Here is a 24,539-nt window from a genome sequence, read left to right on the forward strand (position 1 = left end):
TGTGGTGACGACGACGGTTCGCGAGACCGAAGCGGTCGTGGTCGGCGGCGGGCTCGCTGGCATTACCGCCGCCCACCGCCTCGCTGCACGAGGTGTCCGCGTGGTGCTGCTGGAGAAGCGCGACAAGCTTGGGGGCAGTTCGGCGATGAGCGGTGGCTGGTTTGCCCTGTCAGACACGCCCATCCAGCATCGTGCGAACGTGGAGGACTCAGCCGGATCGTTCCTCAGAGATATGGTCGAGACAGGCGGCGGGTATGCAGATGTTGCCCTGCTTCAGCGCCTGGTAGAACGCCAGAGCGATGTCATCGCGACCATCGACAGGGCGTCCGCGTGGACGGACGAACTCAAAGTAAGCTGGGGGATGTCGGTTCCCCGCGCACATTTGATCCGGATCCGGGACCTGCTCGGTTTTCTGGAACGAGAAGCTGCTTCCGCCGGCGCTTCGATCCTCACGGCGCACCCGGCCGAGAGCATGATGTGGGACGGAGCGCGCGTGACCGGGGTCCGCTCGCAAGCCGGCGACATCGCCGCCAGTCTCGGTGTCGTTCTCACCAGCGGAGGATTTTCGCGCTCCCGCGATCTGCTCGACCTCTTCGTTCCGCACCAGGCGGCAGCCATGCCTTACGGCGGAGCTGGCAACACGGGCGACGGACTACGAATGGCCATGGTGCTTGGCGCAGGTCTGGCAGATGTTGGACACGTCGCGGGAACCTATGGCCAGCATGCAGACACCCGAGATGACGAACATGAGTTGCTCACAGCCAACTACCTCGGAGCGATACTCATCAACGCGAACGGTGACCGCTTCAGTGATGAGTCGGCGTCGTACAAAATCCTGGGTTCAGCAGTGCTCGACCAACCGCAGGGGATGGCCCATCAGGTTTTCGATTCGGTCGTTCGCGGCCGATCGAAGCCGGGTGTTCCCTTGTCAGATATGGAACGGATCGACGAGTTGGGGCATCTCGTTCAGGCGCCGAGTCTGGGCGCGCTCGAGGCGAAACTCGGGATCCCCAGGGGCCGGCTCGAACGCACGGTCGATGTGTACAACAGTGTCGTTGCGGGGATCCGGGCCGACCAGTTCCACCGGAACGGATTGGTTGCCGGAGTGGGTGATCTTGTCCCGGTTCGGGTGCCGCCGTTCTACGCGTATTCTGCCGTGCCCGCGATGACGTCAACGTACGGCGGACTCAAAGTGGCAGCAGACACGTCGGTGCAGCGAATGGATGGCACACGCATCGACCGGTTGTTCGCAGCCGGAGAGGTCACCGGCGGGTTTCACGGAGCGTCATACATGACGGGAACCGCGCTGACCAAAGCCCTCGCGTTCGGCATCGAGGCGGCCGACACAATTGCAGCCCTGAAGAGGCCGTAGCCCGCGGAGCGCGGCTCCGGTCGACGAGGGCGACCCGCTGTCAGTGCTGTCATCGGGTCGCCGTGCGTCTCTAGGCCGTTGCCACAGTCGTCAACCGGTCGGCGGCTCGAATGGCGAGCTCATACCCGAACACACCGGCACCGGCGATCACCGCGCGCGCAGCGGTAGAGGTGAGGGAGTGCCGATGGGCCTCGTCGCGGGCGTGGATGTTCGTGATGTGGATTTCGACGATCGGTGTATTGAGTATGAGCAATGCATCCAGCACGGGTACGGAGCCGAAGCTGAATCCGGCGGGATTGATCACCACTGCCGCCTTCTCGCGATACGCATCGTGGAGCCATTCGACCATCTGGTGCTCCGCATTTGTTTGCTGGAAGAAGAGATCGAACCCCAGCTCCCCCGACACTCGGGTGCAATCGGCTCGGACATCCGCCAGGGACGCACTTCCGTACAACTCAGGCTGTCTCTGACCAAGCATGTTCAGGTTGGGTCCGTTCAGAACGAAAAGCTTCCTCGTCATCGGTGGTTCCTTTCCGCGGGTGCAGGAGCCCACGCTCTGTCGTAGCGGCGGCCTCTAGCGCGCCATGAAGGTGAGAAATGGCATCCGCTCATCACAACAAACCGAGCCAGGTCGGGACGATCGTGACGATCCAAGGGAACACTGTCAACAGCAGGAGCACGACTCCCAGCGGAATGAGGAAGGGGAGGATGCCCCGGAAGAGCTCTCCCATGGGTCTGCGCGTGATCGAGCCAACGACGAAGAGAACAGCTCCCACCGGCGGTGTCAGCGAGCCGATCATGAGGTTCAGGATCATGATGACGCCGAGGTGAACGGGATCGATGCCGTACTCAGCGGCGATCGGCATCAGGATCGGCACGAGCACCAGGATGACCGGGGGCGCCTCGAGGAAGATGCCGAGGAGGATGAGGAGCACGTTCAGGATCAGGAGGAACACTATGGGGTTCTCGGTCAACGATGTGAGCCACTCGCCCAGGTTTCGAGACACTTGTTCTCGCGCCAGCACCTGACCCATGAGGTTCGATGCCCCGAGGATCAGGAGGATTCCGCCGGAGATGACGACGGTTTCTTTGGCGGCTCGCCAGAACACGCGCAACGTGAGGGTGCGATAGAAGAGCCCGAGCACGAGCATGTACGCGGCAGCGATGCCCGCACTCTCGGTCGGCGTGAACATGCCGCTGAAGATGCCGCCCAGAATGATTACGGGAAGGAATGCCGGACCGAGCACCCGCACGACCGACTTACGCAGCTCTGCTCCGTCGAATGGTCGACTCACCGCGACTTTGGGGTGCATCCGCACCCAGATGAAGACGTAGAGAGCGAGCCCGAGGGCCATGAGTCCGGCGGGCAAAATCGAGCCGGCGAACAATGCACCCGTTGAGATGGACGCGGTCGCTGCGAAGAGAACCGCTGGGATGCTTGGCGGCATGACGGTGCTCAGCAGCGAGCCGGATGCTGTCAGCCCAGCCGAGAATCCGTAGGGGTAGCCCGCTTTGAGCATCTGGGGTATCTGCACCTTGCTCGTCGACGCTGCGTCTGCGAGGGCTGAACCGCTGATCCAGGAGAACCCGACAGCTGTGCCCAGGTTGACGTACGCGAGGTTGCCGGGCAGCCGCGGGAGCAGGGCTTTCGCGAAGTCGTACAGCCGGGTTGCGATGCCGAGGTGGTTCGCGACCGTACCGACGAAGATGAACAGCGGGACCGCAAGCAACGGGAAGCTGTTGATGCCGTTGACGATGGCGGAGATCCCGTAACCGGGCGAGAGGCCCTGGCTATAAAAATACAGAAGGCTTGGGGCGATCATCGCGAATGCGACGGGCACCCGAAGCAGGAGCAAAATGACAAGCAGGAGAATGTACAGCCAGAGGTCCATCGTCAGCCGTCCATCTCTGAGATGTCGAGCTTGCGCTCGGGGCGGTTGGCGTAGGGGATTTTCCACGCAGACTGAATCGCTGCCGAGAGAAAGCCGATGAGCGCAAAGACGTAGAGCAGGCCCAGCGGCACGTGTATCGCTGCGCTCGCCCGAGCCCACTCGCTGTCGATCTTCACGTAGGCCTCGTACGCGAGCGCCAGACACGTGACCACCATGATCAGAGCGGAGATAATCCGCAGCGCTACAAACAGCTTGCGGCCGGCGAGAACCCCGTCGAACACTTCGATGACGATGTGGCCGTTACGACCCACGAGGTATCCAGTGGTGATGAACGTCAGAGCGACCATCGACATGAGCGCGAGCTCACCAGCGCCGACCCAACCGACGGCAGGGAAGTAGCGGCTGAGCACCTGGTACATCACGCCAATGAAGATGAGTGTGAACAGGACGACTCCGATGGCGATTTCGACCGCCGACAGTGCGCGGATGAATTTCGACTCCGGCGCTCCCTGTTCAGACGGCGGTGTGCCGAGCGGCTCAGCGGGTTGGTTCTCTGACCCGTCTGGCGTGTTCTCGGTCACAGTTTCACCTCCAGCGGGAGGAGCGTCGAGCTCGATCGCTCAGCGCCCCCCTCGTTGCTCGCCGGGAAATCACGGTGCATCGTCAACCTCTCTGTTGGTTCGGGCCTTGGCGTGCGCACCCGTTCGATCACTCTCTGAGCGTGGCCCTCCGACCGGCACCGCCGAAAACTTGTCTCGCCGAATGGGACACATCGCCCGACGGTGCGCGGCGACCTGTGGCTGATGACCACTGCCTATTTCTCCGGCGCCTGGTTGTCGTCTGTCGTGTCAGCGAACACCTCGCGCATGATTGCGAGTGCGGCGTTCGCCGCGGGGAGCCCGGCATAGAGCGCCGTGTGGAAAATCACCTCGGCGATCTCGTCACGGTGCAGCCCGTTGCGAAGCGCTGCTCGCACATGCATTCTGATCTCGGCGTGATGGCCGCTCGTGACGAGTGAGGCGAGAGTCGCGATGCTGCGCTCCCGGCGCGAGAGTTGCGGGCGTGCCCACACCTCACCCCAGGCGTATCGAGTGATGAAGTCCTGAAACGGAGCGGTTTCCGGTGTAATACCTGCGAGAGCAGCATCGACGTGGTCATCGCCGAGCACGGCGCGACGCACGGCCATGCCCGTCTCGGATGGAGATGCTGCTGTCGGTACGTCGATGGCGTCGAGGAGCAGCGAGGCCGCGACTTGGGGCTTCTCCAACGGCGCAAGATGGGCGGCATCGGTGATTTCGGCGAACCGGGCCCGGGGCAAGGCGTCGGCCAGCGCCTTCATTGAGGCGGTCGTCGCGACGCCGTCATGTTCTCCGCTCACAATGAGCCCGGGAGTCCGGATTTCGCCGAGTGACGCCGTCCGATCAAACCGGCCCAGGGCATCCGTACATAAAGCATACGATTCGTCATCGACGTCGAGGAGCGTTCCAAGCGCCTTGGCGCCGGGACCTGTGGGGTGATTCTCTAGGTAACCGGGCGCGTACCACCGCGCAGCAGCGCCGCCGACGAGTGATGCCGTTCCTGAGCTGCGAACCTGGCTTGCGCGTTCGGCCCAGCCCTGGGTATCACCGATACGCGCTCCGCTGCAGAAGGCTGCGAAGCTCTTGAGCCGTTCGGGATGCGCCGCGGCGAGCTCGATGGCGATGGTGCCGCCGAGGGAAAGTCCAGCGACGTGGAACCGGGCGACGTCGATCTCGTCGACAACATGGAGCGTCGCTTCGGCGAGTTCGCTGATGCTGAACGGCTCCTGCGTGGCCGGGCTGGCCCCATGGCCGGGAAGGTCGACGCGCAGGACGCGCAAAGCCGGGTAGCTCTGCACGAGCTCGGCGACCACCTCGTCCCAGACGGCCGTCGTTGTGCCGAGCGAGGGCAACAGCACGAGCAGCGGTCCGGTGGCGTCCCCTTCAGGAGCCTCGCTGATCGAGCCCAGGAGTCGGGGAACAGTCATCACAGCTCTTTCTGTGCGGGAGTGCGGAATCGGTGGATGGCGGATTCGACGATCCGATCGGATGCTGCGAGGGTTGCCTCGGGATCGCGCTGAAGGTCTGGGCTGAGCGAGCGGTTCTCCTGAATGGCGGGTCGTTCGAATCGGAGTGTGCCGAGCACCCCTGCGACGGCATCGGCGCTCTCGAGCGCGATTCGCAGAAGGTCCCGGAACGCGGCCCATTCCGCGTGCCATTCTCCGGTTGGCCGTGCGTCGTGCGAAACGGCAGCCGAGTGAACGGTTCCAATCAGGCCTGCCGCTCGTAATCCGTTCGCGGTGAGGAGCACAGCGTCGACCGGGTTGCGCTTGTGCGGCATCGCCGAAGACCCGCCGGTCGTCCCGAGCGACACCTCGGCGATCTCGGTCCGTGCAAGAAAGGCGATGTCCCGCCCGATGCGCCCGAGCGTCGCGGCGACAAGGGCTGCGGTCGAAGCGATGCGGAGCACGGCGCTGCGTTCGGCGTGCCAGGAGCGCTCCGGATCGTGGAGATCAAGCGCAGCGGCGAGCGCAGCGCGCAACCGATCCGTGGCCTGTGGCGAACCCACATCGCGGTCGAAGTCCTCGCCGGTGCCGACGGCGCCGCCGAGCTGAACCGCGAAGCGATCGGCGTCGATGGCGTCGATCGCCGCTGTCACTCCGTCCAACCAACCGGCGACTGTCGCACCAACCGTGCTTTGAGCGGCATGTTGGCCGAGGGTGCGCGCGATCGACAGGGTGTCCTTTTCTGCATTCGCCAGAGCCACAAGACTGTCCCCGGCCCCGAGCAGGTGCTCGCGCGCCTTGCTGAGCACGCGTCGCGCCACCAGCATGAGCGCTGTGTCGAGAATGTCCTGGCTCGTCGCACCAGCGTGAACGTGAACACCAGACCCAGGGATGGCGGCCTCCGCCTGGGACCGAAGTTGAGAAACGAGGGGGATGACGGGCACTCCGCCAGCCCGCGTTCCGGCAATCAGATCGTTACGATCAAGCGCATCGGCCCGCAACGAGGCGGCAACCGCATCGAGGTTTTCACCACGCACTTGGGCCCTCGCCAGCACGAGCGCCCGCTCTACATCCACGAGGGCAATAAGCACAGCGTCATCGGACGTCGCCGACGCAGACGACGCGAGTGGTTCGAGCAGCCCCCAGTCGGTCGCGCCGGCGTTCTGGCTCTCAGCCATAAATCTCCGCGTCGAAATCGAGGAAGACGGTTTCGCCCTCTCCCTGCAGTCGTATATCGAAACGGTAGCTGTTCTGCGCGTCCGGCGCAGCAATCAATGTGGGCCGGCGAAGCGGATCGACGGTGGCCAGGAATGGATCACCCTCGTTGCGTTCGACCTCGTCCCCAAAGTAGGCGCGAGTGAACAGGTGATGGGTCAGTCCCCGAGCGAAAACCGTCACGAGAATATACGGCGCCGCATCCGCGCGGGTCGACCCGGGCTTGATCGTTGAAAACTCGAACTCGCCTGCCCGATTGACCGCTGAACGCCCGAACCCGGTGACGGTATGCCCATTCCGGTCGAGACTGCCGCGTTCGGCGATCACGCGGCCGGCTGAGTCGGCGTGCCAGATTTCGATGATGGCATCCGGAATGGCGTCACCGGCCCCGTCATACACGGTTCCGTGCAAGCGAATCGATTCCGGATGCCACGGGGCAGCCACCTGCGGACCACCCGGAAACGGCAGCGCGTAACCAAAAAACGGACCGACCGTCTGAGACGGTGTCTGTCCAAGGGGTGCATCAGGCATGGTCTGAATCCTCCGGTTCCATCCAGGTGGATCGAGGGCCTGTGAGAACCACGTCCCAGCGGTAGCCGAGCGCCCATTCGGGCTCACTGACGTCGTGGTCGTATTGCGCGACCAGGCGCTGGCGCGCGGCCGGGTCGACGATGGACTGGTAGATCGGGTCGAGCCCGAAGAGCGGGTCACCGGGAAAGTACATCTGCGTGACGAGGCGCTGGGTAAAAGCCGAGCCGAAAAAGGAGAAGTGGATGTGCGCCGGTCGCCACGCGTTGCGGTGATTCTTCCAGGGGTACGCCCCGGGCTTGATCGTGGTGAGCCGGTACTCGCCGTTGTCACCGGTGATCAGGCGCCCCACGCCGGTGAAGTTCGGATCGAGCGGAGCCGGATGCTGGTCACGCTTGTGCACATACCGCCCTGACGCGTTCGCCTGCCAAATTTCGACAAGCTGATTCCGCACGGGCCGCCCCTCGCCGTCCAGCACGCGACCGGTCACAATAATGCGCTCGCCGAGCGGTTCACCCGAGTGCTGAATGGTGAGGTCGTTCTCCTCAGCAGCCACATCCGTATGGCCGAATGCGGGTGAAACGAGTTCGATTTCCTCGGGATCCGCCCGCACAAGTTCGTGGGTAGGGTGCCGCAGCATTGTGCTCCGATACGGCGCGAAATTCCGCGGCGGATGTGCCGAGAGCGGCCGGCCCGCTGCTTCCGCTCGAGCGGAATGCTCCGCGTGGATCGCGGCAATCTCCTCAGAGATCGTCTCCTGGTTCTCGGCTGTCGAATTCGGCATGACGTCCTTTCTCAGTTCCGGAGGCCGGCATGGTACTCAACAACACTGCCCCGCCTGTGCCAGCAACAAGTCCGGCGTCCCACTCAGCGGTACGGCCCGGTTCACGAACTTTCGCCCCGAGCTCGATGAGCGAGCTCGGACAGCCGCGTAGACGCCAATTTCGAGGGGCGGATGCCACGTGGTGACGCAACCAGATCCTTACTGTTTTCGCTCTTCTTGTCTGCAACTCCCGATCTCTGTGTATTGTTTGTCGATAGATCCACACCGATAATCGATAGGAGCACCATGGACCGCACGGCGATCCTCACCCTGAAAGCGCTCATCGTCGCTTTGATCGCGCTACTGCTCATCTGCCAGGTGTTCGTAATTCCCGACGTCGCGCAGCAAATGCGTGAGCGGTCGCCGCAGCTCGACTACCTCCAGTTGCCCGGGATTCTTATCTCGGTGGGGTTCCTGTTCTGTGTGCAGGTCGCGCTTCTCTGTGTCTGGCACCTGCTCTCCCTGGTGCGGGCATCCAGCATCTTCAGCGAGGATTCGTTCACCTTTGTCGACGTCATCCTCGGCGCTGTCGTCGTTGCGACCCTCCTCATCGTCGGCTCGTTCATCACTCTCGCCGTTGCTGGTGCAACCTCACCGACCGTGATCATCCTGTGCTGCCTCGGCATCGCCCTCGGTTCGGGGTTCGCGTTACTGATCGTTGTGATGCGAGGGCTGCTGCGCAAGGCCTCCCAGCTCGAACAAGACATGGCTGAGGTGGTCTGAATGCCCATCGTGATCAACCTCGACGTCGAGCTCGCGAAGAAGAAGATGTCCGTCACCGACTTCGCTGCCGCGATCGACATCACCCCGGCGAACGTCTCCGTGCTCAAGAACGGGCGGGCGAAAGCGGTGCGATTCTCCACCCTGGACGCGATCTGCCGCGTGCTCGAGTGCCAACCCGGCGATATCTTCATGTGGGTACCCGACGATGAGGACAGTACCAATGTCGATACGAAGGTTTCGCGCGCATGACCACGCTGCGGGTGGCACGCCCGTGGAGCAGCGACGCGATCAAGCGCCTCCTCGACAGCACCTCGTGCCCCGCCTGCGAGGTCGACGCGCTGGTCGATCGGCGCTGCCACAACTGTGGTGCCGAACTGAGCGACGCCGTGGCCACCGAACTTTGGACAGCTTCGAGAACCGCCGCGGATGCGCTCAAGGCGCGCCAGCAGATACTCGACAGCATTCCCCGTGTCTCGGCGGCCACCGCCCCGAGCCTGGCACCCCAACCACCAACTGACCGGCTGATGCCCGACGACGTTGCGCCTCACCCCGGCGCTGCCACAACGGTTGACCCCAGATCGAGCGCAACCGTGCAGTCCGTGCTGGCCGTCGCCGGTGCCGGGTTGTTCGCAGTCTCCGCGATCGTCTTCACGTTCTTCAACCCCGACCTCACCGACCGCGTAGCGCGAAGTGTGGTCGTTGGCTTGATCACGCTTCTTTTCCTCGGCGGAGCCTGGCTGCTGTCTCGCCGCAAACTGCAGTTCTCAGCGGAGGCCGTTGGCGGTCTCGGAATGGTTTTCGTCGCTCTCGACATCTACGCGTTCTCCGAACTCGCGCCGAGCGGCATCAGCGCGTGGGTCTTTGCCGCAGCCGGAACGCTGGTCAGCGGGACCGTCATGGTCATCGCGGCGACGCGCGCGCGAATTCGCAGCTGGCTTTGGATCTCGCTCGCCGCCATCACCGTCGTTCCCGCGATGGTGGGATACGCGGGTGGAACAACGCTGGCCGCCGCCCTCGGCCACCTCGGCGTGGCCTTCGTCGCACTCATCGTGTTGGGGCGGATACCCGGCCTGGCACGGCGATTCGAGAGCGATCTGCAGTCGGAGCGGATGACCATTGCGACCCTCCAAATCGTCGCAACCGCGGTGGCGCTTGCCCAGGTCTGGTTCATCGATTCCCGGGCAACCGCCGAGTACTGGGTGACGATCACCGCTGTGCTGGTCGCCGTGGCAGTGCTCGCCGCCCTGGCCTCACGACAGCTCGCCAGACGCTTCTGGAGCACCGTGGCCGGAGCAGCCGGGGTGGCGGCAGCCGTCAGCGCCCCTTTCGCCCTGGACCTCGGGGCGTACGGAACGAGCGAGTGGTACCAGGCGGTGCTACCCGCCGCGGGAGCTGCCGCACTGCTCATTCTCGATGCGGTTGTCTCGAGAGCGCGCACGATCGAGCGGCGTGCATTCTTACGGGGTGCGTTTGTCATTGCCGGCATGAGCGTGCTGTCACCGGTCCTTCTCGCTGTGCTGATCGGAGCCGAGACTGTACTCAGCGCCCTCAGCGGATTGGACCAAAGCACACGCGGCCTCGTGGCTCCGAGCGGGGTTCTCGCCGTCGTATTTGGGTTGAGCGCCATGTCAGCAGGGCTCGGAGCATTCTCGCTCATCACTGCGCGCCGAGAATCCGCCTCCTCGAAGGCGGCAGGCACAACCGGCTCAATCGCGATCTGGCTGGGTGCCCTAGCCGGCCTGACCTTCGCCTGCCTGCCCTCGTTCCCACTGTGGTTGCGCATCGCAATCGCGCTTGGCCTGGCCGTTGCGACGAGTGCTGCACTGGTTTCTGTTCCGCGAATCCGGGACGCCTCTCTGGCGATGCACCTCCCCCTCGTGATTGGCAGCCATTTCGCCGTACTGCTTGCCATCGTCTGCTCATTGAGCGACGACGGTGTCACTATTTGGGCCGGCATAGCGATCGTCGCAACCATTGCGGCCATCGCCCGAACCGTGACCAAACGCGCGCGTTTTCTCCACGTCGGCGCTGGCTACGCATACGCCCTCTTCATCTTCGGAACAGCGCTCGACCAGTTGGGCGTCGGCGTCATCCCGATGCTGTGCCTCGTGACGTCACTGGCCTCGATCGGCGCCATCGTGGCCACCTTCCTCCGATGGGTTGCGCCGTCGGCGTGGTACGCCATTCTCGTCGTGACTTCCGTGCCATTCCTGGTCGGCGTCCTGCAGGTGGTCTTCGAACGCAGCGGCTGGACGGCCCTGTCGACGGCCCTCATCTTTGCGCTCGCCCTGACCCTGCTTGTCGCACGTCGTTCTGGCCTTGGCATCGTGCTCCGCACCATCGCTGCTTGCCTGCTCGTGCCGTCACTCGCCGTCGTCGTTGTGTGCCTCGGCGCACAGGTCCTCCTCGGCAGCGCCTCTCCTGTGACGCTGCCTGTCATCGCGGCCCTTGTCGCTCTCGTCCTGCCAAGCACGGGTCTGATCAGCTCGCTTCTGGAGAAGCGCGGTATCAGTTCCCGGGACGCGACTGCCGCCCGCGGTGCAATCGAAGCCTCGACCCTGCTGACTGGCGCGATCGCGGTCGCGCTTGCGCTCGTCCGTGACGCCGCCGGTTTGCCGACGACCTTCATGGTGCTGATCATCATCGGCCTCGGCGCCGCGGCGACATCCCTCTGGGGCAAACGCCGCTATGGCTGGTGGGTCGCTGGCGCCTCCTTCACCGGCGCGCTCTGGTCGCTGTTGGCGCTCGCCGACATCACCGTGCTCGAGCCATATCTCCTCCCGCCGAGCCTGGCGGCCGCGACGATTGGCTTGATCCTCACCGCACGAGGCCACACCGCCATGCCGCTGTACGCGACAGGAATCGTGATGGCGGTCGCACCGACCCTTGTCGCTTTGACGGTATCCGGAACGCCCGTCACCGCACTTGCTCCGTGGCGCGGGTACGGGCTCGTTGCCGCCTCCTGGCTCCTGCTCGGGCTCGGCAACCTCCTCGGGCGCGGTGCCACTGCGCGCGCCGGGTTGTTGCGAACACTCCGAGTACCGACCCTGTTTGTCGCGATTGCCACCGGAGCGGCCGGCGCGATCCAGGGCATCCGATTCGGCCTCGATGCCGACCCAATCGTGACCGGGAGTGTGCCGCTGGTCGTCATTTGCTTCGGAATCGGCGTCGCGGGTGCCTTGCCGGCAGCCGCCGCAGCACGCGCCATCCGCTCGGCCGTGCTTGAGGCCTCGAGTTTGGACGGCAACCGCTGGCTCTATGCACCCGCTGCGGCCTACGTTGCGGTCGCCACGTGGGCTTCGATCGAGCGCGACTGGTTCACGATTTGGGCGATGTGGTCACTGATGATCGCCTACCTCACGTTTGTCGTTCTTATCGCATGGCGGCTTCGCACTCGCTGGACCAGCCTGCCTCCTGTGTGGTTTGTCTTCGCGATCGCGTTTGTCACATCGATTGTGGCGTGGAGCCCGCGAGATCTCCGGGTTGAGTGGTTCTCGTTGCCTTTGGGCCTCTTCCTGCTCGCAGCAGGTGCCGTTGTGCTGCGAGCAGGACACCTCAATCCGGAAAGCGACCGCTGGCGCGGCGGTACCGTCGAGAGTTGGCCCGCAGGGTGGAACGGGTCGTGGGCGCTCCTGGCGCCAGGCCTTGTGACGATGCTGCTGGCGTCGATCGTCGCGACATTCACCGACCCGCTGACCTGGCGAGCCATTCTCGTGATCGTGATTGCGCTCATTGCTATCCTCGTCGGCTCGAGCCTCAAACTCGCGGCGCCGTTCCTGATCGGTATCATCGTGCTTCCCATCGAGAACGTGTTCGTGTTCCTGGTGCAGATCGGTCGGGGAATCGAGTCGATGCCGTGGTGGATAACCCTCGCTGTAGTCGGCGCTGTGTTGCTCATCATCGCCGTCACCTATGAGCGCCGGGCCGGAGAAGAGAACAGCATCGCTGATCGACTGCGCGACCTGCGCTAAGTCAGAGCTTCGATGGGCCCGAAATAGGAGAACCGATGTCGGCTTCCAGCCCGGAAAACGGGGCACCTGGTGACTGAAGCCAGCGAGCCCCTTCAGACCAGCGAAGAGAACCCCTTCGAGGTGTCGAGCACACGACTGCGATGGTGGGGCGCTTTGCGCGTCGTCGGCACACTCGCGTTCGTAGGAGCGGTCCTTGTCGGAGCGGTCACCTTCGTTCAGCCCGATCGTGACGAGGCCTTCGGCTGGGTGACCGTTGTTATCGGCAACTGGGTACCCTCGCCGTTGACTGCCGAGGTCGTGTTGCTCGTAGCTGGCACAGGTGCCTTTCTGACCGCCATGCTCTTCGTTCCCTGCCCGCCGGAACGGCCGTGGCGCGAGCTTCGCATCTTTATCGCGGTTGTGCTGGCGGGAGCCGTTCCCTTGAGCCTCTTCGTCGTTGCGGATGGCTCGAACTACTCGGTGCTGCCAGAGCAGAGCGAAGGCGGGTGTCGGATCGTGGTGCGGGAATATTCATTTTTCCTCCTTGGGGAAGGAAGCGTCGGTATTGTCCAACCGGGGTCAGTGACCGTGGACTGGTTACGCGGCTATCTCGGTGACGACGGATACGCGCCATTTTCCCGCGACACTTACACCCTCGATTGGCACGGCAAAACCGCTGCACTCAGTGTTTTCGGGTCTCCCAACGGCGACGCAGCATGGTTTGCCGAACAACCGTCGATCACTTGTATCCGATAATCACGATGACATAGGCCGGTGCCGAGGCGGCGTCAACGGAGAGCTGGACCCTCTCCCGGTGCGGGCCTAGCGGCAGCGTGGTTCAGCGAGTTCGTGCGCTCACCGCCAACAAAAAAGTCCCGGAGAGACAGCCGTGATCGGCGTCTTTCCGGGACAAAACGTGCGCCCGAAGGGATTCGAACCCCCAACCTTCTGATCCGTAGTCAGATGCTCTATCCGTTGAGCTACGGGCGCATGGGCTTGGCCTCGAGAAACAATGTTCCCCCGCAGGCCGTATTAGAGACTACATGACCGGACGGCTCCACGCCAATCGAGGCGATTACCGAGTACCCGTGGACGCCGCTTCACGGTTGTAGTTGACGATTGTCAATGTTATAGTTGACGTTTATCAACGTCATAGTGAACGTTTATCAACGATCTAGAACGCAATTTCAGGAATCACATGCCTCGACTCTCACGGCCCACGAAGCCGAAAAAATCCAAACCAACGGTCTCCCCCGACGGCACCATGACGCAGCGCCAGGTTCTCGAATCCCTTTCGGGACTCCTCCTCGGCATGTTCGTGTCGATCCTTGCCGGAACCGTCGTCGCCACCTCGCTTCCGCTCATCATCTCCGAGCTTGAGGGCGACCAGTCGGCGTACACCTGGGTCGTGACATCTACGCTTCTCGCCACCACAGTGTCCACTCCGCTGTGGGGAAAGTTTGCTGACCTCTTCAACCGCAAGCTGCTCATCCAACTCTCCCTTGGACTCTTTGTTGTCGGCTCAGCCGCAGCGGGGTTCTCCCAGGACACCAACACGCTCATCCTGTTCCGCGTCTTCCAGGGCATCGGCGGTGGCGGCCTCGCTGCACTGAGCCAGATCATCATGGCTGACATCATCAGCCCGCGTGACCGCGGCAAGTACGCCGGACTCTTCGGCGGCGTGATGGCCGTCGGAACCGTCGGCGGCCCACTCCTCGGTGGACTCGTCACCGACGCATTCGGCTGGCGCTGGAACTTCTTCATCGCACTTCCGATCGCGATCATCGCCATCATCCTGCTGCAGTCGACGCTGCACCTGCCGAAGCAGCCCAAGCGCAAGGTTCACATCGACTACCTCGGCGCCATCCTCATCGCCGCTGGCGTCTCGCTCCTGCTGATCTGGGTGTCGCTCGCCGGCTCGCAGTACGAATGGGTATCCACCCAGAGCTTCGTCATGGTCGGCGGATCCATCCTCCTTCTGGCCGCAGCGATCTTCGTCGAGATCAAGTCGCCCGAGCCGATCATCCCCCTCGGCATGTTCAAGAACCGCACATTCACACTCGCCGTCATTGCGAGCATCGCGGTCGGTGTCTCGATGTTCGGCACCTCGGTCTTCCTTGCGCAGTACATGCAGCTCGCTCGCGGCGCCAGCCCGACCGAGTCCGGTCTCCTCACCATCCCGATGATGGCGGGCCTGCTGATCTCGTCGACGGTCTTCGGTGGCATGATCAGCCGCCGCGGAAAGTGGAAGGCCATCATGGTCACCGGTGCCCTCCTCACGGTCATCGGCTCCGTGCTGCTCGGCACCCTGCAGTACGACACCGCGTTCGTCCTGGTCGGCATTTACATGGCCGTCCTCGGCGCCGGCCTCGGCATGCTCATGCAGAACCTCGTACTCGTTGTTCAGAACTCCATCGAGGTGAAGAACCTCGGAGTCGCAACAAGCGCCGTGACCTTCTTCCGCAGCCTTGGCGGCACCATCGGCGTCTCAGTGCTCGGCTCAATCCTCGGTACCGTTGTCGCACAGAGCATCAAGGAAAACATCGCGGCGCTCGAACCCGCTGACCAGGCCCTCGCAGGCAAATACCTCGGCAGCGGCACCATCCCGCAGATCTCGCAGCTGCCCGATGTGCTCAAGACCGTCGTCGAGAGTGCATACGGATCCGGTGTCGGTTTCGTCTTCCTCTGCGCCGTGCCGCTGACCCTCGTCACCCTCGTCGCCGTCATCTTCATACCGAACGCTCAGCTCGGCACCCTCAACGCCGTTCAGCTCAAAAAGCAGCCAAAAACCGGCGCGATGGCCGTGGTGAATAGGGCGCGCGAGCGCGACGATGCCAATGACACGCTCATCGACGTCTCGACCGCGAGCGTTGCGCTGCCGGCTGTCGGCCTCGCACACCCGACCGGTTCCATCCCGGCAGTGTCGACGACCCAGACGGCGGACACGACCGACACCTCCAACAGCTCTGAGGCTGGGACACTGAGAAGGTGACTCACACTCCGGCAGAGCCAGCGCCTGACCTCGACAGGCACGCAGCGGCCATCGCGAACGTCGAGACCAGCATGGGTGCGATGTCCCGCAAGATCCATTTCATCCTGAAAGAAGCGGCCGCAGCCATCGACCCGTCGCTTCCGCCGGCAGGCTTCCGGCTCCTTCGGCTGATCGAACGGTGCGGATCCATCCAGGCGAGCGTCGCGGCGGACTCGCTCGCCGTCGACCGCAGCGTGATCAGCAGGCAGATCCGCCAGCTCGAAGAGCTCGGCCTGGTCGAAACCCGTACAGACCCGTCTGACGGCAGGGCCCGATTCCTCGTGCTGACCGAAGAAGGCACTCGCCGCATGCGATCCGTGAACCCGACCAGCCGAACGATCATGCACCCGTTGCTCAAGGACTGGGAAGTTGAGGAACTCGAGGCGTTCGCCGCGCAAATTGACCGCCTCAACGAGGCACTCGAGAGCGGCCTCGGCAGTTTCGTCACCCAGGAAAACAGCTAACCTTTCGCACCATTCAAAATCGGATGCTGTCCCGCTCGCTGGCGGGACAGCATCCGATTTTTTGATTCATACGTCCTATTTCACGCTGCCGCTGACGAGCCCGGCGACGAGCCAGCGCTGCAGGAACACGGCAGCCGCGAACACCGGAATCACGCCGATGAGGGACGCCGCCGCGATTTTGCCGAAGTCCTGGATGCGTTCGCCGAGCATCAGCGAGAGCACGACGGGTACTGTCTGAGACTCGGGGCCCTGGGTGAGGAAGGTGGCGAGAACGAACTCGTTGTAGTTGAGCACGGCCACGATCACTCCGACCGCGACGAGGCCAGGCGTCAGCAACGGCACCACAACGCTCACGAGCACTCGGAACGCGCCGGCTCCATCAAGCTGGGCGGCCTCATCGAGTTCGACGGGAAGCTTCTTGACGAATCCCTCGAGCAGCCACACCGCAACGGCAGTGTTGGCGAGCGCGTACACGATCGTCAGCCCGGTCAGCGTGTTGTTGAGCTCGAGCACGCGAAGCAGCGCGAAGAGCGGAACAACCGCGACGATCGGCGGCAGCAGCCACGGGCTGAGGATCGTGTTCGCGAGAGTTTTGCCCCCTGTGCGGTATCGGACCATTGCCCAGGCCGCGGGGAGCGCAATGACAAGCGTGAGGACGGCGCCGCCTAGCGAGGCGATGACCGAGTTGAGGATGCCACGCGGCAGCCGGGACGCGGCGGCATCCACCCAGTTGTTCCATTCCGGCGAACTCGGCCACAGAATGCCGGAGGAGATTTCGCCCTGTTTCATGAACGACACCGAGAGCAGGTACATTAGCGGCACCAGCGTCAGCACCAGGGCAGCGCCGACGGTGAGGTTCGCCAGTCGGCTCGACCGTTTAGTCATTGTGAAGCCTCCTGGTGAGCGCAACGATCGGCAGCGTGACGACGGTCACAACGATGGCGAGCAGCACGGTAATCGTTCCGGCGCGGCCAAGGTCGAACTGTTGCAGCGCGGCCTGATAGATGAGGTATGCCGGAACCGTTGTGGACTGCCCTGGTCCGCCGGCCGTCATGATGTAGACCAGGTCGAAAACCTTGAAGGCCAGGACGATGCGGATGAGAAAGGCCGCGGCGATCGTGCCTGCAACCGCTGGGAGGGTTATCTGGGTGAAGAGACGGAATCCGCCTGCGCCGTCGAGCGCCGCGGCCTCGGTCACCTCGGGATCTTGACCGAGAAGCGCAGCGAAAACCAGAAGCGCGATGAGGGGTGACCATTCCCAGACGTCAGCGATAGCTACGCCCACCAGGGCGAACGTCGGTGAGGCCAGAACGGAGACGGGGTCTCCGGAGTACCCGAAAAAGGTCAGAACCGTGTTGAACAGGCCGCCGGACGGGTTGAAGATCAGTTTCCAGAGGATGCCGACAACGACGGGCGGTGTGATCATCGGCAACAGCAGCAGGGTGCGGATCAGAGCGCCGGAGCGCGCACTGCGGAACAGTGCAACAGCGGTCGCGACCCCGAGCACGACACTGGCCGCCGAGACCAGGAGTGCGTAAATGGTGTTGCGAACGAGGGAAGCAACGACATCCTCGTCGCCGAGGGCCGCCTCGAAGTTCGCCGTACCCACCCACTCCTGGAACGGGCGACCGAGGCTCGACTCAGACAACGCCGTCAGCACGATGAAGATCAGTGGGTAAAGACCGAGTACGACGAGCGAGAGAATACTCGGAGCGATGAACAGCCGATGTGCTGTGGAGTCGCGGGTCCGCCGCTGCTGACGGGGCGCCGGACCACCAGTACCCGGGGGCGTCGGAAGACGACCCCGGGTACTGGTTCCCTCGCTGGTGCTAAGAGCCAAGGATTTCTTCCCATTCGTCCTGAACGCGGTCGAGGGCTTCCTGCGCCGTTCCGCCCTCGCCAGCGATGAGCTTGGCGAGCTCATCAGTCAGGATCTGCGCCAGTTCGGTCGCGTGCTCACCGGTTGGCCACGCAAGAGCGCCCTCGAGCGTCGCCCGGTTCACTCCCTGCAGCTCGGGGTACTCGGTTCCGTAGCTGTCACTCTCGAGCGACGAGATGCGGTTCGGATCGATGCCTGTCGGAGGCGTCGCCGTGAGCAGCGCCTCGTTGACCTCGGATGACGCCGCCCACTCGATGAAGGTCTTGGCGAGTTCGGTCTTCTCCGTGTTTGCGGCAACAACCCAGCTGAAACCGGCCACCAGCGACGCGCGGCTTTCGGTGTTGTCGCCACCCGTTGGCAAGAACGAGACGCCCCACTTGTCGATGACCTCGGATCCGCTCTCCGGGTCCTGCGACCGGACGCCGAGGTCGGTCCAGTTTTCGATGAAGCCGACCTTGCCGGCAAACCAGGCGCTGTTCCCAGCGCCGAAGTCGGTCTCCGCCGGCGTCGGCAGAGCGTAATCGTTGATGTCAACGAGCGACTGCGCCGCGGCGACGGCTTCAGCTGAGTTGATAACCGGCTGCCCGTTGTCGTCGAGGAACTCGCCGCCGAATCCGGCGAGTCGGTTGGCGAAGCTCGCACCGAGGATGAGCGGCGACTTCTGGCCGAAGATCGCGGCGCCGTAGACGCCGTCGCCTTTCTCGTTCTCGGTGATCGTCTTGGACTGCTCGAGGTATTCATCCCACGTGGCTGGCGGTGCGGTGAAGCCGTTCCGCTCAAGAATTTCCTTGTTGTAGAACAGAACGTGGGTGTCACCGTCGAAAGGAACGCCGTACCGTTTGCCGTCGACCTCGCTGTACGGTTCGTAAATCGACGGGATGAAGTCTTCAGTGTCGAGCGCTTCCTCGGAGTCGATCCACTCGGAGAGGTCCTGAATCGCACCGTCAGCTGCGAGGTCACCGAGCGAGACGTACCAGGGGGCAGCCACGTCGATGGTGTTCGCGCCTGATTGCTGGTCGAGTGCGAGCTTCGACCCGATCTCGTCGTAAGGCACGATCACCGGGTTGATCTTCGCGCCGGTCTCTTTTTCGAACTCCGTGGACAACCATTCCGATGCGCCCTCGTGCGACGAAATCAGCAGGACGGTGAGTTCTTCGCCACTGAAGTCGCCGTCGGCGTTGCTGTCACCGCCGCCGGACGCGGAGCAGCCAGCGAGAACGAAAATAGCGGATGCTGTGAGACCGGCTGCGGCGAAAAGTGCGGGTGGCCGGTGTGCCCGGCGGCGTGAAAATGACATGTCGAACTCCTGGGGAATGGGTGCAGGCGCTTCAGGGTGGGTGCTAGCCGAATGTACGGACGACGACGCCCGCCCGATAGTCGAGACGTAAGAATCCGACACGTTTCGTCATGTTTCTTCGCCGCAATCCGGAACATTTCCTTAGGTTTCGCTCGCCCTATCTCGCTCGCGGTCGCGCTGATAGCTTTCGAAGTCCGGCGAGCGGAATCCAGGCATCCGTTCGCGTCGCTTCCCACTCATCGGACGGTCACATGCCTTCACGCATCATTCTCAACGCCTTCGACATGAGCTGTGTCACCCATCAGGCGCCCGGCTTGTGGCGGCACCCGGACAATGACGCTGACCGGTATAACGAACTGGCCTACTGGACCGATCTCGCGCAGACTCTCGAGCGCGGAAAGTTTGACGCCATCTTCCTCGCCGATGTGGTCGGACTCTACGACGTGTACCGCCACTCAGCGGCACCGGCCCTCACGGACGCCGCGCAGGTCCCCGTCGGCGACCCGCTGTTCCAGATTCCCGCGATGGCAGCGGTGACGTCGAAGCTCGGTTTCGGCGTAACCGTCGCGCTGACATACGAACTGCCTTACGCGCTGGCCCGCAAGTTCTCCACCCTCGACCACTTCACTCACGGCCGGATCGGCTGGAACGTCGTCACGTCGTACCTCAACAGCGCCGCGAAAAACCTCGGACTGAGCCAGCAGATCGCCCATGACGAGCGTTACAACCTCGCCGACGAGTTCCTCGACGTCACCTACAAGCTTTGGGAGGGATCGTGGGAAGACGGTGCAGTCGAGCGCAACCGCGAGACCGGCACTTTCACCAACCCGGCCAGGGTGCACCCGATCAACCATCACGGGAAATACTTCGACGTCCCAGGCATCCACCTTTCCGAGCCTTCGCCGCAGCGCACGCCGGTCATCTTCCAGGCAGGCGCATCACCCAAAGGCAGGGACTTCGCCGCTAAGCACGGTGAGGCGGTCTTCATCAACGGGCTGACACCCGAGCTGACCCGCAAGGCGACCGACGACATCCGGGACCGGGCAGAACGATTGGGGCGACCTCGCGAATCGGTGAAGATTCTCACCCTCGCGACGGTCATCACCGCAGAGACCGACGAAGCAGCTCAAGCGAAATATCGCGAATACCAGGAGTACGTCAGCCTGGAGGGTGCTCTCACCCTCTTCGCCGGGTGGACGGGCATCGACCTCTCCGAGTACGACCCGGACGAACCCCTCAAGTACATCGAAACCGACGCGGGACGCTCAGCGCTGGCACTGTTCACCACTGCAGACCCTAATAAGGACTGGACCATCCGCGACATCGCGGAGCACGTTGGGATCGGCGGGATCGGAGCCGTTATCGTCGGATCGCCAACCACGGTCTCCGACGAGCTGGAGCGCTGGGTGGACGTTGCCGGCATCGACGGCTTCAACCTCGCATACGTGATCACGCCAGGGACGTTCGAGGATGTCGTCGACCTGGTGGTGCCCGAGCTGCAAAAGCGCGGCCGGGTCTGGGCCGACTACCCGGATGGCACCCTCCGGGAACGGCTCAACGGCTCCAATTCGCCGTTCGTCCCCGAGTACCACCCGGCGCACCAATACCGCGGCGCGTATGCGTCCTCCGAATCCGCCGAGGACAACACAGCACCGTCGCGCTTTTCCGACACGTTCCAGAACGCCTGAACAGGCGCCGAGACCGAAGGACTTCCCATGGCAGAAATCACCGCAGCGCACCAGGAGCGCATTCATTGGTCGGGCGCAGCGTCTCAGGCAGAACTCGACTCGTGGCAGACGATCGCCGAGGGAGTCGCGCGCGAGCTGGCCGTCGACGTTCTCGAACGTGACCGGGCGAATGAAGACCCGCACCGCGAGTTGCAGTTGCTTCGCGACTCCGGCCTGGTCAATCTTTTGGACCCTGTCGAGTTCGGTGGCGGCGGAGCGCACTGGGAGACGGCGTTCCTCGTCATTCGCACACTGGCGCGGGTCGACGCGTCGGTAGCGCAAGTCCTGGCCTACCACTTCATCAACAAGAGCAACATCAGCTTCCTCCTCCCCCGCGCCGAGCAGGCGGAGTGGTATCGCGCCACCATCGATGGGAAGTGGTTCTGGGGCGACAGCGTCAACCCGGTCGACCCCAACCTCGAGTTGACGGTCAACGCGGATGGCTGGCGACTCAACGGGGTGAAACACTTCTCGACAGGAGCGTCCGTCGGAGACCGAATCCTCATCTCGGCAGCTGTCACCGGTGGGACCCGCGATGGCCAGCTGGTGCTCTTCGTCGTGAACGCGGACGCGGCCGGCGTCGAGCCGCTTGGCGACTGGGACGCCCTCGGCCAGCGACTCTCGGCCAGCGGCTCGGTTCGGTACACCGACGTGCGCGTCACTGAATCAGATCTGCTCGGTGAACTCACCGACCAGCCCTTTGCGAATCTCATCACTCCGGGCATTCAGCTGGCGTTCGCGAATCTCTATCTCGGGATCGCGCAGGGCGCACTCGAGCAGGCGCGCGACCTCACTCGCGCCAGGAGGAACGCCTGGTTCCTCTCATCGGCTGACCTGTATCGGAATGATCCGTTTGTGCTCCGCGTGTTCGGGGAGTTCGTCGCTCGCGTCGATGCCGTCGAAGCACTGGCCGACCGGGCAGCGCGCCGGTTCGACTCGGTGGTGGCGCTCGGTGACAAGTTGACTTTCGAGTCTCGTGGCGCGATCGAGGTCGAGATCGCGAAGGTCAAGATCGTGTCGAGTGAGGTCGGAGTCGAAGTGACCAACCGGGTATTCGAAGCCACCGGGTCAAGCTCGGCGAAGTCGAGCGTCGGACTTGACCTGTTCTGGCGCAACATCCGCACCCACTCGCTACACGACCCCGTCGACTACAAAAAGCTCGAGGTCGGCGCTCATTTTCTCAACGGCGAATTCCAGCCGATCTCGCTTTACACCTAGGAGCCCGGTATGCCAATGACGACAGAGGTGCGAAGCACCTCCAGACTCGACTCGGTCCTCAAGCGACTGCGGCCGATCTTTGAGAACATCGCCGCCGGCGCCGTGCGGCGGGAACAGGACCACACGCTCCCACACGCGGAGGTCCGTCAACTGGTGGACGCGGGCTTCGCGGCCCTGCGCGTGCCGACGGAATACGGTGGAGCCGGACTCAGCATTCCTGAGCTCGCCGAGGTGCTGGTCGAACTTGCGGCAGCCGACTCCAACCTCCCCCAGATCTTTCGAGGCCACATCGCGTTCGTCGAGGACCGGCTCACCGCACCAGTCGGCCACGACCGTGACCGCTGGCTGCGGCGCTTTGCGGCGGGAGAAATCGTTGGCAACGCCTGGAGCGAAGTTGGTCAGGGTGCCCTCGGTGTCTCACAAACCACGCTCGACCACAACGCGAGCGGCTGGACAGTCAACGGACGCAAGTTCTACACGACCGGGAGCATCTACGCCGACTGGATTGACGTGACCGCCCGCCGATCGGACGGGATCGACGGAACCGCCCTGGTGCGAGCTTCCCAGCCGGGAGTCGTCGTCTCCGACGACTGGGATGGGTTCGGCCAGCAGCTCACCGGCACCGGAACCACAACGTTCACGCAGGCGACGGTCGACGGCGAGAACGTGTTCGCCTTCGCCGATCGATTCCGGTACCAGACGGCTCTCTACCAGCTCGTTCTTCTTGCCGTTCACGCCGGTATCGCACGGGCGGCCGAACGAGACACGGCACGCGACGTGCACAATCGGCAGCGTGTGTACAGCCATGGATCAGCATCCCTCGTTCGAGAGGACCCGCAGATTCAAGCCATAGTTGGTGAGATCTCATCAGTGGCCTTCGTCGCCCACGCGACAGTGCAGCGGGTCGCAGACGCGATCCAGCGCGCCTATGAAACCTCAGCCCAGCGGGGCTCAGCTGACGATGACGCCGCAAACATCGCGGCGGAAATCGCCTCAGCTCAGGGGCAGGTGGTGTTGTCGACCCTTGTGCCCGAGGCCACAACGCGGGTTTTTGACACCCTCGGAGCGTCCGCAGTCAGCCGCGCGAAGGGACTCGACAGGCATTGGCGAAACGCCAGGACCGTCGCCTCCCACAACCCGTGGATCTACAAGGCCAAGATCGTTGGGGACTGGACTATCAACCAAACGCCGCCACCCTTTATCTGGGAGATCGGCGTGCGCGCACCCCTCACCGACGCCTCAGTATCCACTCAAGGAGCACCACAGTGACCGACGACATCCGTTTCGACACCTCAGTTCCCGACATCCACGCCCCCTACCGCGCGGCGAACGACAGATATACCCACCTCGGCTACCGCCGTGTCGGTGACAGCGGATTGCTTCTGCCACCAATTTCGCTCGGGCTCTGGTACAACTTCGGCGACAACCGCCCCTTCGACGGGCAGCGCGAAATCCTGCGCCACGCCTTCGACCGCGGCGTCACCCATTTCGACCTGGCGAACAACTACGGACCGCCGAACGGCAGCGCCGAAGAAAACTTCGGCCGCATGCTCTCGCGAGACTTTGCGCCATACCGCAGTGAGCTCATCGTGTCGACTAAGGCCGGCTGGCCGCACTGGCCAGGCCCGTACGGCAACTTCGGGTCACGCAAGTACCTCCTGAACAGCCTCGACGAGTCGCTCGAACGCCTCCGCACCGATTACGTCGACATCTTCTACTCGCACCGGGTCGACCCGAACACACCACTCGAGGAAACGATCGGGGCCCTCGACACGGCTGTGCGCTCGGGCAAGGCACTGTACGCGGGCATCTCCTCCTACTCGGCAGAGCGCACCGAACGAGCGATCGCCATCGCGCGCGAGCTGGGCACCCCTCTCGTGATTCACCAGCCGTCGTACTCGCTCGTGAACCGCTGGGTCGAGGATGGCCTGCTCGACACTCTTCACGCCGGAGGCCTGGGCTCGATCGCCTTCACTCCCCTGGCCCAGGGCCTTTTGACCGGCAAGTTTCTCGACGATCCGAGCGCGTCGCACGCGACTCCCCGTGGTTCGTTCAACGAGAGCTTCCTGTCGGACGACAACCTCGCCCGCCTGCGCGGCCTGAACGACATCGCGGCATCGCGCGATCAGACCCTCGCCCAGTTGGCAATCGCCTGGGTGCTTCGACCCGGCGGCGCGACGAGCGCACTGATCGGCGTCTCGCGCATCGAGCAGCTCGACGAGAACCTGGCGGCCCTCGACAACACCTCGTTTACCGACGACGAGCTCACTCGCATCGACGAGTTCGCTGGGGACGCCGGTGTGAATATCTGGGCCCAGTCGAGCGACCTGTAGTTCCGTCGGTGGATTTCGAAAACGGATGCTGTCCCGCTCGCTGGCGGGACAGCATCCGTTTTTT

General features: G+C 63.6%; 21 protein-coding genes and 1 tRNA gene. 11 read left to right on the forward strand and 11 right to left on the reverse strand.

Annotated elements, in window-relative coordinates; all coding sequences use genetic code 11:
* Positions 1-4 precede the first annotated feature (4 nt).
* A complete protein-coding gene (locus tag D9V28_RS15565) occupies positions 5-1,372 on the forward strand; it encodes an FAD-dependent oxidoreductase (RefSeq protein ID WP_268234443.1) in 1,368 nt (455 codons plus the stop codon).
* 70 nt (positions 1,373-1,442) lie between these two features.
* Here the strand turns inward: D9V28_RS15565 and D9V28_RS15570 are convergent, their stop codons facing one another.
* From D9V28_RS15570 to pcaH, 7 genes are all read right to left on the reverse strand, one after another.
* Complete coding sequence (locus tag D9V28_RS15570) at positions 1,443-1,892, reverse strand: type II 3-dehydroquinate dehydratase (protein WP_121660622.1); 450 nt, start codon at positions 1,890-1,892, stop codon at positions 1,443-1,445.
* A gap of 91 nt (positions 1,893-1,983) precedes the next feature.
* Positions 1,984-3,264 (reverse strand): TRAP transporter large permease, encoded by a 1,281-nt coding sequence (locus tag D9V28_RS15575; protein WP_121660623.1) that lies wholly within the window; start codon positions 3,262-3,264, stop codon positions 1,984-1,986.
* A 2-nt stretch (positions 3,265-3,266) separates the two neighbouring features.
* A complete protein-coding gene (locus D9V28_RS15580) occupies positions 3,267-3,845 on the reverse strand; it encodes a TRAP transporter small permease (protein WP_121660624.1) in 579 nt (192 codons plus the stop codon).
* 233 nt (positions 3,846-4,078) lie between these two features.
* Positions 4,079-5,269, reverse strand: a complete 1,191-nt coding sequence (gene pcaDC / locus D9V28_RS16390) for a bifunctional 3-oxoadipate enol-lactonase/4-carboxymuconolactone decarboxylase PcaDC (RefSeq protein WP_121660625.1) — start codon at positions 5,267-5,269, stop codon at positions 4,079-4,081.
* Positions 5,269-6,465: a lyase family protein gene (locus D9V28_RS15590; RefSeq protein WP_121660626.1), complete on the reverse strand. Its 1,197-nt coding sequence runs from the start codon at positions 6,463-6,465 to the stop codon at positions 5,269-5,271. The genes pcaDC and D9V28_RS15590 overlap by 1 nt, the downstream gene beginning before the upstream one ends.
* Positions 6,458-7,033, reverse strand: a complete 576-nt coding sequence (pcaG, locus tag D9V28_RS15595; RefSeq protein ID WP_121660627.1) for a protocatechuate 3,4-dioxygenase subunit alpha — start codon at positions 7,031-7,033, stop codon at positions 6,458-6,460. Before pcaG ends, D9V28_RS15590 begins: the two co-directional genes overlap by 8 nt.
* Positions 7,026-7,814 (reverse strand): protocatechuate 3,4-dioxygenase subunit beta, encoded by a 789-nt coding sequence (gene pcaH, locus D9V28_RS15600; protein ID WP_121660628.1) that lies wholly within the window; start codon positions 7,812-7,814, stop codon positions 7,026-7,028. Before pcaH ends, pcaG begins: the two co-directional genes overlap by 8 nt.
* A gap of 285 nt (positions 7,815-8,099) precedes the next feature.
* On the opposite strand from pcaH, the gene D9V28_RS15605 reads away from it, so the two are divergent.
* The 4 genes from D9V28_RS15605 to D9V28_RS15620 all read left to right on the forward strand — a co-directional run bounded on the left by D9V28_RS15605 (position 8,100) and on the right by D9V28_RS15620 (position 13,282).
* On the forward strand, positions 8,100-8,576 hold the full coding sequence (locus tag D9V28_RS15605; RefSeq protein WP_183086564.1) for a DUF2975 domain-containing protein: 477 nt from the start codon (positions 8,100-8,102) through the stop codon (positions 8,574-8,576).
* Positions 8,577-8,825 (forward strand): helix-turn-helix domain-containing protein, encoded by a 249-nt coding sequence (locus D9V28_RS15610; protein WP_121660630.1) that lies wholly within the window; start codon positions 8,577-8,579, stop codon positions 8,823-8,825.
* Positions 8,822-12,547: an SCO7613 C-terminal domain-containing membrane protein gene (locus D9V28_RS15615; RefSeq protein ID WP_121660631.1), complete on the forward strand. Its 3,726-nt coding sequence runs from the start codon at positions 8,822-8,824 to the stop codon at positions 12,545-12,547. Before D9V28_RS15610 ends, D9V28_RS15615 begins: the two co-directional genes overlap by 4 nt.
* A 69-nt stretch (positions 12,548-12,616) precedes the next feature.
* Complete coding sequence (locus D9V28_RS15620; protein WP_121660632.1) at positions 12,617-13,282, forward strand: hypothetical protein; 666 nt, start codon at positions 12,617-12,619, stop codon at positions 13,280-13,282.
* Between the two features lie 161 nt (positions 13,283-13,443).
* On the opposite strand, the gene D9V28_RS15625 is transcribed toward D9V28_RS15620, so the two are convergent.
* Positions 13,444-13,516: transfer RNA gene (locus tag D9V28_RS15625), tRNA-Arg, on the reverse strand.
* A 274-nt stretch (positions 13,517-13,790) separates the two neighbouring features.
* On the opposite strand from D9V28_RS15625, the gene D9V28_RS15630 reads away from it, so the two are divergent.
* A complete protein-coding gene (locus D9V28_RS15630; protein WP_121660695.1) occupies positions 13,791-15,518 on the forward strand; it encodes a DHA2 family efflux MFS transporter permease subunit in 1,728 nt (575 codons plus the stop codon).
* A complete protein-coding gene (locus D9V28_RS15635) occupies positions 15,515-16,021 on the forward strand; it encodes a MarR family winged helix-turn-helix transcriptional regulator (protein WP_121660633.1) in 507 nt (168 codons plus the stop codon). The genes D9V28_RS15630 and D9V28_RS15635 overlap by 4 nt, the downstream gene beginning before the upstream one ends.
* Positions 16,022-16,096: 75 nt before the next feature.
* On the opposite strand, the gene D9V28_RS15640 is transcribed toward D9V28_RS15635, so the two are convergent.
* Genes D9V28_RS15640 through D9V28_RS15650 form a run of 3 tightly spaced genes read right to left on the reverse strand, consistent with a single transcriptional unit; the run spans position 16,097 to position 19,197 of the window.
* Positions 16,097-16,906 (reverse strand): carbohydrate ABC transporter permease, encoded by an 810-nt coding sequence (locus tag D9V28_RS15640; protein WP_121660634.1) that lies wholly within the window; start codon positions 16,904-16,906, stop codon positions 16,097-16,099.
* Positions 16,899-17,861 carry a carbohydrate ABC transporter permease gene (locus tag D9V28_RS15645; RefSeq protein ID WP_229728182.1) on the reverse strand — a complete coding sequence of 321 codons (963 nt, stop codon included), beginning with the start codon at positions 17,859-17,861 and terminating at the stop codon, positions 16,899-16,901. The genes D9V28_RS15640 and D9V28_RS15645 overlap by 8 nt, the downstream gene beginning before the upstream one ends.
* Positions 17,851-19,197 (reverse strand): ABC transporter substrate-binding protein, encoded by a 1,347-nt coding sequence (locus tag D9V28_RS15650; protein WP_121660636.1) that lies wholly within the window; start codon positions 19,195-19,197, stop codon positions 17,851-17,853. Before D9V28_RS15650 ends, D9V28_RS15645 begins: the two co-directional genes overlap by 11 nt.
* Before the next feature lie 251 nt (positions 19,198-19,448).
* Here D9V28_RS15650 and D9V28_RS15655 point away from each other — a divergent pair, with 251 nt between their 5' ends.
* From D9V28_RS15655 to mgrA, 4 genes are read left to right on the forward strand one after another with little or no spacing between them, the layout of a single operon-like run.
* On the forward strand, positions 19,449-20,885 hold the full coding sequence (locus tag D9V28_RS15655; RefSeq protein WP_121660696.1) for an LLM class flavin-dependent oxidoreductase: 1,437 nt from the start codon (positions 19,449-19,451) through the stop codon (positions 20,883-20,885).
* 27 nt (positions 20,886-20,912) lie between these two features.
* Positions 20,913-22,142 carry an acyl-CoA dehydrogenase family protein gene (locus D9V28_RS15660; RefSeq protein ID WP_121660637.1) on the forward strand — a complete coding sequence of 410 codons (1,230 nt, stop codon included), beginning with the start codon at positions 20,913-20,915 and terminating at the stop codon, positions 22,140-22,142.
* A gap of 9 nt (positions 22,143-22,151) precedes the next feature.
* On the forward strand, positions 22,152-23,411 hold the full coding sequence (locus D9V28_RS15665) for an acyl-CoA dehydrogenase family protein (RefSeq protein ID WP_308472635.1): 1,260 nt from the start codon (positions 22,152-22,154) through the stop codon (positions 23,409-23,411).
* Complete coding sequence (mgrA, locus tag D9V28_RS15670; protein WP_121660639.1) at positions 23,408-24,475, forward strand: L-glyceraldehyde 3-phosphate reductase; 1,068 nt, start codon at positions 23,408-23,410, stop codon at positions 24,473-24,475. Before D9V28_RS15665 ends, mgrA begins: the two co-directional genes overlap by 4 nt.
* Positions 24,476-24,539 lie beyond the last annotated feature (64 nt).

The organism is Mycetocola zhadangensis, from assembly GCF_003668565.1.
GTDB lineage: Bacteria > Actinomycetota > Actinomycetes > Actinomycetales > Microbacteriaceae > Mycetocola_A > Mycetocola_A zhadangensis.